Annotated in this window: 14 protein-coding genes; 6 read left to right on the plus strand and 8 right to left on the minus strand. The window is 54.1% G+C overall.

Going from position 1 to position 13556, the window contains the following annotated elements:
• Window position 1 precedes the first annotated feature (1 nt).
• Window positions 2-322, plus strand: a complete 321-nt coding sequence (locus tag L3068_RS08270; RefSeq protein WP_014883338.1) for a YmdA family protein — start codon at window positions 2-4, stop codon at window positions 320-322.
• Between the two features lie 81 nt (window positions 323-403).
• On the plus strand, window positions 404-946 hold the full coding sequence (ymdB, locus tag L3068_RS08275) for an O-acetyl-ADP-ribose deacetylase (RefSeq protein ID WP_117581367.1): 543 nt from the start codon (window positions 404-406) through the stop codon (window positions 944-946).
• A 35-nt stretch (window positions 947-981) separates the two neighbouring features.
• Here ymdB and mdoC read toward each other — a convergent pair whose 3' ends face one another.
• Entirely contained in the window at window positions 982-2121 is a 1140-nt protein-coding gene (gene mdoC, locus L3068_RS08280) for a glucans biosynthesis protein MdoC (RefSeq protein ID WP_045269396.1), read from the minus strand.
• A 254-nt stretch (window positions 2122-2375) separates the two neighbouring features.
• On the opposite strand from mdoC, the gene mdoG reads away from it, so the two are divergent.
• From mdoG to L3068_RS08295, 3 genes are all read left to right on the plus strand, one after another.
• Entirely contained in the window at window positions 2376-3929 is a 1554-nt protein-coding gene (gene mdoG / locus L3068_RS08285; RefSeq protein WP_236904787.1) for a glucans biosynthesis protein MdoG, read from the plus strand.
• Window positions 3922-6450, plus strand: a complete 2529-nt coding sequence (mdoH, locus tag L3068_RS08290) for a glucans biosynthesis glucosyltransferase MdoH (protein WP_023338244.1) — start codon at window positions 3922-3924, stop codon at window positions 6448-6450. The genes mdoG and mdoH overlap by 8 nt, the downstream gene beginning before the upstream one ends.
• A gap of 85 nt (window positions 6451-6535) precedes the next feature.
• Window positions 6536-6763: a YceK/YidQ family lipoprotein gene (locus L3068_RS08295; RefSeq protein WP_014883343.1), complete on the plus strand. Its 228-nt coding sequence runs from the start codon at window positions 6536-6538 to the stop codon at window positions 6761-6763.
• Window positions 6764-6769: 6 nt separating this feature from the next.
• Here the strand turns inward: L3068_RS08295 and L3068_RS08300 are convergent, their stop codons facing one another.
• The 3 genes from L3068_RS08300 to L3068_RS08310 all read right to left on the minus strand — a co-directional run bounded on the left by L3068_RS08300 (window position 6770) and on the right by L3068_RS08310 (window position 9528).
• Window positions 6770-7144: a MysB family protein gene (locus L3068_RS08300; RefSeq protein WP_008500834.1), complete on the minus strand. Its 375-nt coding sequence runs from the start codon at window positions 7142-7144 to the stop codon at window positions 6770-6772.
• Window positions 7145-7241: 97 nt separating this feature from the next.
• The gene (gene mdtG, locus L3068_RS08305) at window positions 7242-8459 is read right to left on the minus strand and encodes a multidrug efflux MFS transporter MdtG (protein ID WP_047624293.1); all 1218 of its coding nucleotides are present in this window, start codon (window positions 8457-8459) and stop codon (window positions 7242-7244) included.
• 142 nt (window positions 8460-8601) lie between these two features.
• Complete coding sequence (locus tag L3068_RS08310; protein ID WP_023332678.1) at window positions 8602-9528, minus strand: Kdo(2)-lipid IV(A) acyltransferase; 927 nt, start codon at window positions 9526-9528, stop codon at window positions 8602-8604.
• 221 nt (window positions 9529-9749) lie between these two features.
• Here L3068_RS08310 and trhO point away from each other — a divergent pair, with 221 nt between their 5' ends.
• The gene (gene trhO / locus L3068_RS08315; RefSeq protein ID WP_014883346.1) at window positions 9750-10799 is read left to right on the plus strand and encodes an oxygen-dependent tRNA uridine(34) hydroxylase TrhO; all 1050 of its coding nucleotides are present in this window, start codon (window positions 9750-9752) and stop codon (window positions 10797-10799) included.
• A 40-nt stretch (window positions 10800-10839) separates the two neighbouring features.
• On the opposite strand, the gene L3068_RS08320 is transcribed toward trhO, so the two are convergent.
• From L3068_RS08320 to solA, 4 genes are all read right to left on the minus strand, one after another.
• On the minus strand, window positions 10840-11418 hold the full coding sequence (locus L3068_RS08320) for a YceI family protein (protein ID WP_045269399.1): 579 nt from the start codon (window positions 11416-11418) through the stop codon (window positions 10840-10842).
• Window position 11419: 1 nt separating this feature from the next.
• Window positions 11420-11986 carry a cytochrome b gene (locus tag L3068_RS08325; RefSeq protein WP_045135501.1) on the minus strand — a complete coding sequence of 189 codons (567 nt, stop codon included), beginning with the start codon at window positions 11984-11986 and terminating at the stop codon, window positions 11420-11422.
• Between the two features lie 218 nt (window positions 11987-12204).
• Entirely contained in the window at window positions 12205-12318 is a 114-nt protein-coding gene (locus tag L3068_RS08330) for a YceO family protein (protein ID WP_088127059.1), read from the minus strand.
• Window positions 12319-12377: 59 nt separating this feature from the next.
• The gene (solA, locus tag L3068_RS08335; RefSeq protein ID WP_117581371.1) at window positions 12378-13496 is read right to left on the minus strand and encodes an N-methyl-L-tryptophan oxidase; all 1119 of its coding nucleotides are present in this window, start codon (window positions 13494-13496) and stop codon (window positions 12378-12380) included.
• Window positions 13497-13556 lie beyond the last annotated feature (60 nt).

Below are 13556 nucleotides of genomic sequence, written 5' to 3' on the forward strand. Positions count from 1 at the left end.
CGTGACCCACAATTTTGCACATCTTATTTCAGGTTTGGGCCTGCTCGTTTCTGCCTTTATCGTTCCTGCACATTCGGCCACTTTTGCGGAAGGGGGCGTCATTCACTTTCGCGGTGCAATCGTTGCTGACCCGTGTGAAGTTACGCAGCAACATCGGCAGCTGGCGGTATCGTGCCCGGATAAAAACCGTATGCAAACCCGTATGGTCAGTTACGACGATGCGCTGAACGGCATGACGACACCTTCCAGCCTGGCGACAGTGGATATGAAATACCTTAATCCTGAAAAAACGCTCGCAGTGGTTCAGATCCAGTACCGCTAATTCGTGTTTTACCGCCGATCGTTTTTCTCAATAACCCCTCTGCGATACACTTAAGAAAAAGGCGGGTAGCAGAGGGCTTTTATGAAACCGCAAATTGAAGTGATTCATGGCGATATTACGACCCAGCATGTCGATGTCATCGTCAATGCGGCCAATCCTTCCCTGATGGGGGGAGGCGGGGTTGACGGTGCTATTCACCGCGCTGCCGGACCGCAGCTGCTGGAAGCCTGTAAAATCGTGCGTCAGCAACAGGGCGAATGCCCGCCGGGCCATGCGGTGATTACGCTTGCGGGTAACCTTCCGGCCAAAGCGGTGATTCACGCCGTTGGCCCAGTATGGCAGGGCGGCGACTACCATGAAGCGAGTCTGCTGGAAGAGGCATACCGAAACTGCCTACGGCTTGCCGCCGACAACGGCTACAAAACGATGGCGTTTCCGGCAATTAGTACCGGCGTGTATGGTTATCCCAAGGCGGCAGCGGCGACCATCGCGGTAGAAACCGTTTACCGCTACCTGTCGCTGAAACCGCTGCCAGAGAAGGTGACCTTTGTCTGTTTTGATCAAGACACCCTGCATCTGTATCAGCGGTTGTTGGCGCAGCGCAGACAAGCGCTGGAGAGTTGAAACAAACGTGGCGCACCGTCAGTGCGCCACGCTGCTCAGGCAGTTTTCGTCTGGGGTTTGCCTGAAAACAGGAAACGCAGGAGAGGGATCCGCAGATGGATTTCGTAGAGCACGATCGCCACGCCCACCACAAACACCAGTCCGGTAAAGAAGCCCAGCGTGTTAGAGGCGATATGCGGCGTGATGTAAGCCCCGAAGAACAACGTCAACGGGTGATGCACCAGATAGATAAACAGTGAAGCATTGACGAAGTAGGTCACGCGGCTGGACTTAAAGTTCAGCAAGCGGTGGCCGAGTGCGAACACCACATTCACCATCCACAAGCCCAGCAGCATAGTGATCACGCTTTCCGTTTCATACATCCAGGCGTCGCCGCTACCGTAGCGCTGGTTCAGCAGATAGGCCGCAAACGCGAAGGCGGCACCCACTGCGCACCACGGTGACGGTGTGGTAAACAAGGCTTTAAGCTTCGGATAAATAAACGCCAGTGCGCCAATTAAAAAGAACGGAATGTAGAACAGCGACTGCATCACCACAAAATTAAACAACCCGTCGCTCAGTATCGGTGGGTAGACGATAAACAGAGTGCGTCTCACGGCGGCATAAGCAACGCCAAGCAGCAAAAAGAGCACCGACAGTTTGCCCAGCGTGACGTTGGCGAAGAAGGCGTCAGCGGTCGTGCTTAAATGACGGCGCAGACGGCTAAAGATCACCAGGCTGACCGTGGTCAGTACCACCAGTACCAGCAGGAACCAGAGGTGAGACACCAGTTCCCAGACCAGCGTATTGTACTTTTCATACAGCGTAAGATTCGGCCATTTCTCTGCTTTGCCTTTAACATACTGCAGCATAATGAACTGCGGCAGCGTCAGCAGCGGGATGGCGGTCAACATAGGAATACCCACGCGCTCTACGCGGACTTTCCACCAGCGCTTCAGCGGATAGCGTAAAAAAAGCATGTAGGAGAAATAGCCTGAAATGACAAAAAACACCTGCATACGGAAGGCGTGAATAAAGTCATTAAACAGCGTGAGCCACCAGGAGGGCATCTGGCTATTAACATGCCACGTGTGGCTGGAGTAAATCAGTGAAATGTGAAAGGGGATCCCCAATAGCATCAGCCATGCCCGGATCGAGTCGAGGAAATATTCACGTTCTGTTGGTGATGTGCTCATATAACTTTGTGCATTCTCAGACTTTTCGTCTTATCCCTAAGACTCATAATGGTTACATTCGACGCCAACCCTACACCAAGACCGACACACTGTCTCCAGGATAAGCACGCAAAGTGAATCGCGGGTTCTTTCATTTGCTTAATCCATGAGCCAGTAGCTGAACAAAGCAGTGATTATGTTGTCGGATTGCCTGAGTTTCCATTAAAATGGATCGGATCGATATAAGCACACAAAGGGGGAAGTGCTTACTTATTATGAAACATAAACCACAGATGATGAAAATGCGTTGGGTGGGTGCTGCAGTCGTGTTATCACTGTATACCTCATCGGCACTGGCCTTTAACATCGACGATGTCGCAAAACAGGCAAAATCGATGGCAGGCAAGAGCTACGAAGCGCCGAAAAGTAACTTGCCCTCCGTTTTCCGCGACATGAAGTATGCGGACTATCAGCAGATCCAGTTCAATCACGATAAAGCGTACTGGAACAACATTAAAACCCCGTTCAAGCTTGAATTTTATCATCAGGGTATGTACTTCGACACGCCTGTTGCCATCAATGAAGTGACGGCGACCGCGGTACGTAAGATCAAGTACAGCCCGGATTATTTCAATTTTGGCAATGTGCAACACGACAAAGATACGGTGAAAGACCTGGGCTTCGCAGGCTTCAAGGTGCTTTACCCGATTAACAGCAAAGATAAAAACGACGAAATCGTCAGCATGCTTGGCGCCAGCTACTTCCGCGTGATTGGCGCGGGGCAGGTGTACGGGCTTTCTGCGCGTGGTCTGGCCATTGATACCGCGCTGCCATCAGGTGAAGAGTTTCCGCGTTTCCGCGAGTTCTGGATTGAACGTCCAAAACCAACGGACAAACGTCTGACTATTTATGCGCTGCTGGACTCCCCGCGCGCAACCGGTGCCTATCGCTTTGTGATTATGCCGGGTCGTGACACGGTCGTTGACGTGCAGTCTAAAGTCTATCTGCGTGACAAAGTGGGCAAACTGGGCGTTGCGCCGCTGACCAGTATGTTCCTGTTTGGGCCAAACCAGCCGTCGCCGGCAACCAACTTCCGCCCGGAACTGCATGACTCCAATGGTCTGTCTATTCATGCCGGTAACGGTGAGTGGATCTGGCGTCCGCTGAATAATCCGAAACATCTGGCAGTAAGCAGCTTTGCGATGGAAAACCCGCAGGGCTTTGGCCTGCTGCAGCGTGGCCGTCAGTTCTCTCGCTTTGAAGATTTGGACGATCGTTATGACCTGCGTCCAAGCGCCTGGGTTACGCCGAAAGGCGACTGGGGTAAAGGCAAGGTAGAGCTGGTTGAAATTCCAACCAACGACGAAACCAACGATAACATCGTCGCTTACTGGACGCCGGATCAACTGCCGGAAGCCGGCAAAGAGATGAACTTTAAGTACACCATTACCTTCAGCCGCGACGAAGATAAGCTGCATGCGCCGGATAACGCGTATGTGATGCAGACTCGCCGCTCAACGGGTGATGTGAAGCAGTCTAACCTTATCCGTCAGCCTGACGGTACCGTGGCGTTTGTCGTGGACTTCACAGGCCAGGATATGAAGCAACTGTCTCCGGATACGGCGGTGTCGGCTCAGGCCAGCATTGGTGATAACGGTGAAATCGTTGAAAACACGGTGCGTTACAATCCGGTAACCAAAGGCTGGCGTCTGACCCTGCGCGTGAAAGTGAAAGATCCGAAACAGACCACTGAAATGCGTGCTGCGCTGGTCAGTGACGATCAGCCGCTGAGTGAAACCTGGAGCTATCAGCTACCTGCCAATGAATAATACATCTGAATATATTGATGCCATGCCGCTGACGGATATCGAAAAAGCGGCGCTGCCTAAGAGCGACATCCGCGCGGTTCACACCGCGCTGGATGGTGAACATCGTCAGTTTTCCCGTGATGATGATACGCCGCTGGGGTCAGTAAAAGCGCGTCTGGAGCAGGCATGGCCAGACTCGCTGGCAGAAGGGCAGTTGATTAAAGACGACGAAGGACGCGATCAGCTTCAGGCGATGCCGAAGGCGACGCGTTCCTCTATGTTCCCGGATCCATGGCGCACCAACCCGGTTGGCCGCTTCTGGGATCGCCTGCGTGGGCGTGATGTGACGCCGCGCTATCTGTCACGCCTGACGAAAGAAGAGCAGGCCTCTGAGCAGAAATGGCGTACCGTGGGGACTATTCGCCGTTACATCCTGCTGCTTCTGACGCTGGCACAAACGGTTGTCGCGACCTGGTACATGAAAACCATTCTGCCTTACCAGGGCTGGGCGTTTATTAACCCAACGGACATGATGGGTCAGGATCTCTGGGTCTCCTTCATGCAGCTACTGCCTTATATCCTGCAAAGCGGCATCCTCCTGCTGTTTGCGGTTCTGTTCTGCTGGGTTTCGGCCGGTTTCTGGACCGCGCTAATGGGCTTCCTGCAATTGCTGATGGGGCGGGACAAATACAGCATTTCAGCGTCAACGGTCGGGGATGAACCCCTCAATCCTGAGCACCGTACCGCGCTGATCATGCCTATTTGTAACGAAGACGTTGACCGCGTTTTTGCGGGCCTGCGTGCGACCTGGGAGTCCGTCAAGGCGACCGGCAACGCGGCGCATTTCGACGTCTATATCCTGAGCGACAGTTACAACCCGGATATCTGCGTTGCAGAACAAAAAGCGTGGATGGAGCTGATTGCAGAAGTACAGGGCGAAGGCCAGATCTTCTACCGTCGTCGTCGCCGTCGTGTGAAGCGTAAAAGCGGTAACATCGATGACTTCTGCCGTCGCTGGGGTAACCAGTACAGCTACATGGTGGTGCTGGATGCGGACTCCGTCATGAGCGGTGACTGCCTGAGCGGTCTGGTGCGTCTGATGGAAGCCAACCCGAACGCGGGGATCATTCAGTCTTCGCCAAAAGCGTCCGGTATGGACACGCTTTATGCGCGCTGCCAGCAGTTTGCCACCCGTGTTTACGGGCCGCTGTTTACTGCCGGTCTGCACTTCTGGCAGTTGGGTGAATCGCACTACTGGGGTCACAACGCCATTATTCGCGTGAAGCCGTTCATTGAACACTGTGCGCTTGCGCCGCTGCCAGGTGAGGGTTCGTTTGCCGGTTCTATTCTGTCGCATGACTTCGTGGAAGCTGCGCTGATGCGTCGTGCGGGCTGGGGCGTCTGGATTGCCTACGACCTCCCGGGATCGTACGAAGAGCTGCCGCCGAACCTGCTGGATGAGCTCAAGCGTGACCGCCGCTGGTGTCACGGCAACCTGATGAACTTCCGCCTGTTCCTTGTCAAAGGGATGCACCCGGTTCACCGCGCGGTGTTCCTGACGGGCGTGATGTCTTATCTCTCTGCACCGCTGTGGTTCATGTTCCTTGCGCTCTCTACTGCATTGCAGGTCGTCCATGCTTTGACGGAGCCGCAATACTTCCTGCAACCGCGCCAGCTGTTCCCGGTGTGGCCGCAGTGGCGTCCGGAGCTGGCAATTGCGCTGTTTGCGTCTACCATGGTGCTGCTGTTCCTGCCTAAGCTGCTCAGTATCATCCTGATCTGGTGCAAAGGTTCGAAAGAGTACGGCGGTTTCTTCCGCGTGACCCTTTCACTGCTGCTGGAAGTGCTGTTCTCCGTGCTGCTGGCACCGGTGCGTATGCTGTTCCACACCGTGTTTGTGGTCAGTGCGTTCCTGGGCTGGGAAGTGGTCTGGAACTCACCGCAGCGTGATGACGACTCCACGCCGTGGGGCGAAGCCTTCATGCGTCACGGTTCTCAGCTGCTGCTGGGGCTGGTGTGGGCGGCCGGCATGGCCTGGCTGGATCTGCGCTTCCTGTTCTGGCTGGCGCCGATTGTCTTCTCGCTGATCCTGTCGCCGTTCGTCTCTGTGATCTCCAGCCGTTCAACGGTGGGACTGCGGACTAAACGCTGGAAACTGTTCCTGATCCCGGAAGAGTACTCCCCGCCGAAGGTGCTGGTGGATACCGATACCTATCTGGAGCAGAACCGCAATCGCACGCTGGATGATGGCTTTATGCACGCTGTGTTTAACCCGTCATTTAACGCCCTGGCAACAGCCATGGCGACGGCGCGCCACCGTGCAAGTCATGTGCTGGAGATTGCCCGCGATCGTCACGTTGAGCAGGCGCTTAACGAGACGCCGGAAAAACTCAACCGCGACCGTCGTCTGGTGCTGCTGAGCGATCCGGTCACGATGGCAAGGCTTCACTATCGCGTATGGTCCGCTCCGGAAAAGTATTCTTCGTGGGTGAACTACTACAAAGACGTGAAGCTGAATCCGCTTGCACTGAAGGCGAAGTAAGTTGTTAACCAGGGCGGGTAAGCGTAGCGCCACCCGCCAGATAAAAATACCGGCTTAATCGCCGGTATTTTTTTAGAGGTAACTTATGAGAATAATCATTGTCGTCCTGATGGCGTGCCTGCTTAGCGGCTGCGGCAGCATCATCAGCCGCACTATTCCCGGGCAGGGCCATGGGAATCAGTATTACCCGGGTGTGAAATGGGATGTCCGTGATTCCGCGTGGCGCTACCTGACCGTGCTCGATCTGCCGTTTTCGCTGATTTTCGACACGCTGTTGCTGCCCATCGATGCCAGCCACGGCCCGTACGAGTAGCGTAAATCAACGCTCGTCCCACTCATCGGCTGCGGTTTGACCTTCTTCCGTATCCAGCGGGGGTTCGAGCTGAAATTCGCCCTCATCCCACTCGTGCAGGGTGTTCTCTTCCAGCCACTCCTGCCGTAACTCGATTTCGTCATAATCACCATCAAAGACGGCCTGCGCGCCTTCACCGCTCAGGACCGGCAAACATTCCCCTTCTTCACCTTCATCAGCAAAGAATTCGGCCTGCCACATAATATCCCCGTCCTGCAGAACGTATTTTTGGATATTAAGTTGTTGCACGTCAGCATCTTCTTCCTCAACACCGGGATTGTCGGCGAGGAACTCTTCGCGAGCGGCATCAATAGCTTCTTCCAGCGTGGCGTACATGGTCATTGGTGTCTCCCTGTTTTCCAGAAGGTTTCAGGGAAAGAATAGCTGAAGATCGGATTCTGCAAGTATGAATGCGAAAATAAGCCGTCAGGCTTTCGCCTTATTCTGTCGCGGGGCGTAACGCGCGGGATAAACTGAACCACGAATACATCGCGTTGAACAACACCACGCCCGCCGTCACGATAAAGACGGCGCGGAAACCAAAGCTGGCGGATATACCTGCACCGAGAAGCGGTCCGGTCACATTACCAATATCGCGAAATGACTGGTTATAGCTAAAAATACGCCCCGCAATCTGGTTCGTGGAGTTGTAAACCAGCAGGGTCTGCACGGCGGGCAGTAACGCCCCGTCGGCGGCGCCCAGTAAAAAGCGCAGAACCCCCAGTTGCCACGGAGAGTGCACCATCGACATGGGGACAAGCAGCAGGACGGAGAGCACCAGCGCGCAGATCAGAATTTTTTCCGGGCCCACCCGATCCCCCAGCTTGCCCAGCCTCGGGGCGCTAAGCAGCGCCGCCACGCCGGGCACGGAGGCAATGAGCCCGCTGATAAAGGCGATGTTACTGACATCACCCGCCAGGTCACGCACGTAGAGCGTCAGAATTGGCGCAATCGAGCCGGTAGCGACCTGAATAATCATTGTCGTGACGAACAGGCTCAGCACCAGTCTGGGATTCTTAAGCGAGGTCAGCACGTCTCTGGCATGGAGCATCTCTTTTTTGGCGACAGGCGTGAAGTTCTCACGGATACAGAGCAGAGTGACGATAAAGCACAGGAACAGCACGCTGGCGGTGATGAAAAAGACCGGGCGCAGGCCGTAATTATCCGCCAGCAGTCCTCCGGCCAGTGGCCCCAGCAAGGCGCCACTTACGCCACCGGTGGAGAGCGTCCCAAGCGCCCAGCCGCTCTTATGGCGCGGAATTTGCGTGGCAATCAGGGCATTCGCATTGGGAATAAATCCGCCCAGTAAACCCAGCAATGCCCGCAATACCAGGAACTGCCAGACGTTTTGCGCGACCCCCATCAGCGCCATGATGATGGCCATCCCCAGCGCAGAACGTAGGAGCATAATTTTTCGGCCCTTGCGATCGGCAAGGCCACCCCAGAAGGGTGAGGCAATCGCGGAGAAGAGAAACGTAATGCTGAAGACCAGTCCAGACCACATATTGAGCGCGCTGTGGCCCGTCACGCCCAGTTGTTCGACGTAGAGCGGCAGGAAAGGCATAACCAGGCTGAACGCCGCACCGGTAAGAAAACAGCCAAGCCACGCAACCGTGAGGTTACGTTTCCAGTTTATGGGGGCATCTGAGGGTGACATAACATTCCGCATAATGAGGTGCTGAGCACCTGAGGCATAAAGTAATAAGCCTGCTAATTATGCGCCTGGGTTATGATTGCCGCAATGCGGAAGCGCTTTTAAAGCTAAAACAGGAGGCGGCCCGAATGGGGCCGCATGAGGATCAATAGCGGGACGGTGTGCCCTGTGGTCGCGTTTTAAAGCGGCGATGCAGCCACATATACTGCTCAGGGGCCAGCATGATGCACTTCTCTACAACGCTGTTCATCCAGCGCGCGGTGGTTTCTGCATCGTCTAACGGCGGCGCGAGCTCCGGTTCGAGCATCATCAGCTCGTAGCCTGAGCCATCCGGCATACGGCGGGGCACAAATGGGACGATGGCGGCTTTGGACATCCGTGCCAGCATCCAGGTGCCGGTGGTGGTGGCCGCCTCTTCAACGGCGAAGAACGGCACAAATACGCTCGACTGCGGGCCGTAGTCGTGGTCGGGAGCATACCAGACCACTTCACCGGATTTAAGGGCGCGGATCATGCCCTTCAGATCCTTACGGTCGATCATGCTTTTATTGGAGCGCATGCGGCCGTTGGTCTGAATGAGATCGATAACCGGGTTGTCGTTTGGACGATAAACACCGATGCCGGGCGCCTGCATGCCAAACATCCGCGCCCCGATCTCCAGCGTCAGAAAATGAACCCCGATCAGCAGAACGCCGGTCTGGTTAGCCTGAAGCGTATGCACGGGCTCCATGCCAGTTCCCGTCACTTTGCTCCAGCGCGCCATGCGCTTATCTGACCAGAACCACGCCATACCGGTTTCCATGAGCCCCATACCGACGGATTCGAAATTCTTCGTGACCATATCGTGGCGCTCTGCCTCGCTCATCTGCGGGAAGCACAGCTCAAGATTTCGGTACGCGATGCGCGCCCGACGCTTCATGAACGTTAGCGCGATTCGGCCTAACGATTTACCTAACCGGAAGATAACAGGGTAGGGAAGCTGTACCAGTAGCCATAAAAAGCCAATGCCAAGCCAGGTCATCCAATAGCGAGGGTGCAAAAGGGCGACGGTAAATTTGGGTAACTGGGTCATGTCTTTCCTGTGTTCAAACGTCCTGTTTCGCTATTGTCGCATTTTTTGAGACGTTGCCAAAATATCTGCCAACGAAACCTGTACGACGAGAGCAATTGTTAAACCTGATTAATCAGGGTGTGTGAAATGTAGCGTAAATTGTGTGGATGTAAATTGGTTTTGTTTGCTATATGATGCCGACCGATTTTTCATTCTCTCTAACGATTCCAGGACTGTACACCATGCCAGTGTTACACAACCGCGTGTCGAATGAGATGTTAAGAGCGCGTATGTTGGCTGAAACCGAACCGCGCACAACCATCTCTTTCTATAAATACTTCACGATCGACGATCCGCAGGCGACCCGCGATGCGCTTTACCAGGCCTTCACGGCGCTGAACGTTTTCGGGCGCGTCTACCTTGCCCGCGAAGGCATCAACGCGCAGATTAGCGTACCGGAAAGCAAAGTCAGCGCTTTCCGCGAGTGTCTTTATCGCTTCGACCCCGCCCTCGACGGCTTACGTCTGAACATTGCCCTGGACGATGACGGGAAATCCTTCTGGGTGCTGCGCATGAAGGTGCGTGAACGCATTGTGGCGGACGGTATTGACGATCCTGAATTTAACCCGGCGAACGTCGGTGAATATCTGAAGGCCGCGGAAGTGAATGCGATGCTGGACGATCCGGATGCCGTGTTCATTGATATGCGTAACCACTATGAATACGAAGTGGGGCATTTCGAAAACGCGATGGAAATTCCGGCCGATACCTTCCGCGAGCAACTGCCTAAAGCGGTTGAGATGATGCAGGAGCATAAAGATAAAAAAATCGTTATGTACTGCACCGGCGGCATCCGCTGTGAGAAGGCCAGTGCCTGGATGAAGCATAACGGCTTTAATAAGGTCTGGCATATTGAAGGCGGCATTATCGAGTACGCCCGCCGCGCGCGCGAGCAGGGTTTACCGGTGCGTTTTATCGGGAAAAACTTTGTCTTTGACGAGCGTATGGGTGAGCGTATCTCGGAAGACGTTATTGCCCAGTGCCACCAGTGCGGTGCGCCGTGCGATACCCATACCAACTGTAAAAACGACGGTTGCCATCTGCTCTTCATCCAGTGCCCTGCCTGTGCCGAGAAGTTTAACGGCTGCTGCAGTGAACTGTGCAGTGAAGAGAGTATTCTGCCGGAAGAAGAGCAGCGTCGGCGTCGTGCGGGACGAGAAAACGGCAATAAGATTTTTAATAAATCACGCGGCCGTCTGAATACCAAACTGGGTATTCCCGACCCGGAATGATAATAACGCCCGGCAGGCGAGATCCTGCCGGGCGAATCTATTATGACTTCTGCTGCACACCTTCAACAGAAATAACCAGCTCAACATCCTGAGACGCCGGACCCAAATCCGTTGTGATATTAAAATCTTTCAGGTGAATTTTTCCTGCCGCTTCAAAACCTGCGCGTTTACCCCCCCACGGATCGTCACCCTGGCCGATCAATTTTGCATCCAGAGTCACGGGTTTCGTGACGCCATTCAGGGTCAGATTACCGGTAATATTCAACTTATCACCGTCTTTTTTCACGTCCGTAGAGGTGAAGGTCGCCTGCGGGAATTTAGTGACGTTCAGAAACTCTGCGCTGCGCAGGTGTTTATCGCGCTCAGCATGATTGGTGTCAACGCTGTTCGTATTAATGGTCACATTGACTTTATCCGCCGCAGGATTTTTCTCGTCAAAGGTGAATGTGCCGTCAAAATCTTTAAAGGTACCGTACAGCCAGCTGTATCCCAGATGCTGAATACGGAAATTGACGAACGCGTGCTGGCCCTCTTTATCAATTTTATAATCAGCCGCCACGGCGGAACCGGTGGTGAATAACAGAGAGCCCAGTGCGATACCCAGCAGGTGTTTTTTCATTTTATACTCCAGAGTCAATTGACGAGCGGCCAAGCATGCGCTTGAGCGTATCGTCTTTATCAATAAAGTGGTGTTTAAGGGCGGCAAGCCCGTGCAGCACGGACAGGATCACCACGCTCCAGGCAAGCCAGAGGTGGACCACCCCCGCCGTGTCGGCCTGAACCCCGGCATCACTGAGCGTTGCTGGCACCTCGAACAGACCAAAAACGCTGATCGGCTTGCCGTCTGCCGTCGAAATGAGATAGCCGCTGATCAGAATGGCGAAGAGCAGCGCATAAAGCGCAATATGCGCGGCGACAGCACTGAAACGGGTCAATTTACTGTGGGTCTTCGGTGCTGCAGGGGGCGGAGAGATATGTCGCCATATCACGCGGAAAATCAGCCCCAGCATCAGCAAAACGCCGATGCTTTTATGCAACTCCGGCGCCTGGTGATACCAGCCGTCGTAATAGCTGAGCGTGACCATCCAGAGTCCAAGTCCGAACATGCCATAGACGGCAATGGCAAATATCCAGTGCAAACTTATGGATATTATTCCGTAGCGCCGGGAGGAGTTACGCAATTGCATCAGAATGTCCATTTTCAAATTAACCGAAACGTAAAAATGAACGGGAAGGCAAGATATTGCAACTGAAATAAGAGTATATGGATTTTTATTTTATTTATTTCAGCAATTTTGAAAAGGAACCGCAAAGGTAATTCAAAGGCTTCGTGCAAGGCGCAATAAGCAGGGGGAAAGAGATTAAATAAACATAAAGTAACGTCAATAAATGTCAGTCAACGCTTTCAATAAAATACAATGTAAATAAAATCAACGATCGCAAGCAGTGCCCACAGTAAGATATAGAGCATAAAATGTTCGCGAATATTATCGACGAGAAAACTCACGATCCTGCGCATAATGCCCCATGATTCACCGTAAAGAAAACGGGCCCCGAACTGTCCGGAGCCCATAGCGATTATCCGTTAAAACGCGCGAGTGAGAAGGACGTCAGATCAAACTGAGGCGTGATACCCTGAGCAAATTGCGCGGCGATTTCACCCAGCACGGAAGCGAACTTAAATCCGTGTCCGCTCAGCCCGGTAATGAGCAGGGTGTTGTCATGTCCTGGCAGCGTATCAATGATAAAGTCTTCATCCGGCGTGTTGTCGTAGGTGCAGGCCGCGCCGTAGAGCAGGCCACCCACGCCCGGGAGAATATTGCGCAGGAACGAGAAGGCTTCTGAACCATCCTGCGGACAAGCACCAAACGGTTTACGCTCGTCAGGTGAGGAGATAACTTGCCCCCCGTTGTGTTTTCCAATCTTGAGCGCGTCTTTTTCGGAAGGGAAACCGTAGAACTGATCGCCATTGGGCAACTCGCCGGTGAACGCCGGGAATTTATTCTGGGCACTGTAGCGACCATCCGACTGGAACCACGAAAAGACCTTACGCACGGGCTGGATCGGCAGGTCTGGCAGCAGGCGGGTGACCCAGGTTCCAGCGCTGATAAGCAAACGAGACGCCGAATATTCACCGTCCAGAGTCGTTACCGTCACGCCATCTGCGTTATGCGTGATGGCCTCCACCGGACAGTTAAACAATTGCGCACAGCCCGCTTTGGCGGCAAGGTCGATCCAGGTTTTGATGGCGGTTTCACAGTGCAACACCCCGGAGTTGGCTTCAAAGAGGCCAATATAATCGTCCGGGACGGTAATTTCTGGCCAGCGCGCGGTGATAGCCGGCGCGTCCAGCTTCTCAACCTCCAGATTAAAGGCCTTTGCGCTGCGTTCCACATTAGCCAGAAATTCCGAACGGGCCGGGCCAAGATTGATGACGCCCGTACGTTCGAAAATGCGCTCTTCAGTCTCTTTAGCCAGCGCGTCCCACAGCGTCTGGGCACGAAGCACCAGCGGAACATAGCGTTCCCCCTCGCCATAGGCATGGCGAATGAGACGCGTGTCGCCGTGGTGGCTACCTTCGCTATGGGGCGGCAGGTGAGAGTCAATCATCAGGACATTGAGTCCTGCCTGTGTCGCGTAATACCCGGCGGCCGATCCTACGGAGCCACTGCCAATAATGATTAGGTCATATCTCATATGCATCTCGTCACGTACGTTTTTTTTAGCAGAGTAATTAACAAAGCGGGTGCAAACAAG

The sequence above is a fragment of the Enterobacter cloacae complex sp. ECL414 genome (genome assembly GCF_021869685.1).
In the GTDB taxonomy this organism is placed as follows: domain Bacteria; phylum Pseudomonadota; class Gammaproteobacteria; order Enterobacterales; family Enterobacteriaceae; genus Enterobacter; species Enterobacter kobei.

What these genes read in the sequence shown, in the direction of transcription:
- mdoC (WP_045269396.1), bottom strand. Translation starts at nt 2,121, where the DNA reads ATGAGCACATCACCAACAGAACGTGAATATTTCCTCGACTCGATCCGG.
- mdoG (WP_236904787.1), top strand. Translation starts at nt 2,376, where the DNA reads ATGAAACATAAACCACAGATGATGAAAATGCGTTGGGTGGGTGCTGCA.
- L3068_RS08310 (WP_023332678.1), bottom strand. Translation starts at nt 9,528, where the DNA reads ATGACCCAGTTACCCAAATTTACCGTCGCCCTTTTGCACCCTCGCTAT.
- L3068_RS08295 (WP_014883343.1), top strand. Translation starts at nt 6,536, where the DNA reads ATGAGAATAATCATTGTCGTCCTGATGGCGTGCCTGCTTAGCGGCTGC.
- trhO (WP_014883346.1), top strand. Translation starts at nt 9,750, where the DNA reads ATGCCAGTGTTACACAACCGCGTGTCGAATGAGATGTTAAGAGCGCGT.
- L3068_RS08325 (WP_045135501.1), bottom strand. Translation starts at nt 11,986, where the DNA reads ATGCAATTGCGTAACTCCTCCCGGCGCTACGGAATAATATCCATAAGT.
- mdtG (WP_047624293.1), bottom strand. Translation starts at nt 8,459, where the DNA reads ATGTCACCCTCAGATGCCCCCATAAACTGGAAACGTAACCTCACGGTT.
- mdoH (WP_023338244.1), top strand. Translation starts at nt 3,922, where the DNA reads ATGAATAATACATCTGAATATATTGATGCCATGCCGCTGACGGATATC.
- ymdB (WP_117581367.1), top strand. Translation starts at nt 404, where the DNA reads ATGAAACCGCAAATTGAAGTGATTCATGGCGATATTACGACCCAGCAT.
- solA (WP_117581371.1), bottom strand. Translation starts at nt 13,496, where the DNA reads ATGAGATATGACCTAATCATTATTGGCAGTGGCTCCGTAGGATCGGCC.
- L3068_RS08300 (WP_008500834.1), bottom strand. Translation starts at nt 7,144, where the DNA reads ATGACCATGTACGCCACGCTGGAAGAAGCTATTGATGCCGCTCGCGAA.
- L3068_RS08320 (WP_045269399.1), bottom strand. Translation starts at nt 11,418, where the DNA reads ATGAAAAAACACCTGCTGGGTATCGCACTGGGCTCTCTGTTATTCACC.
- L3068_RS08330 (WP_088127059.1), bottom strand. Translation starts at nt 12,318, where the DNA reads ATGCGCAGGATCGTGAGTTTTCTCGTCGATAATATTCGCGAACATTTT.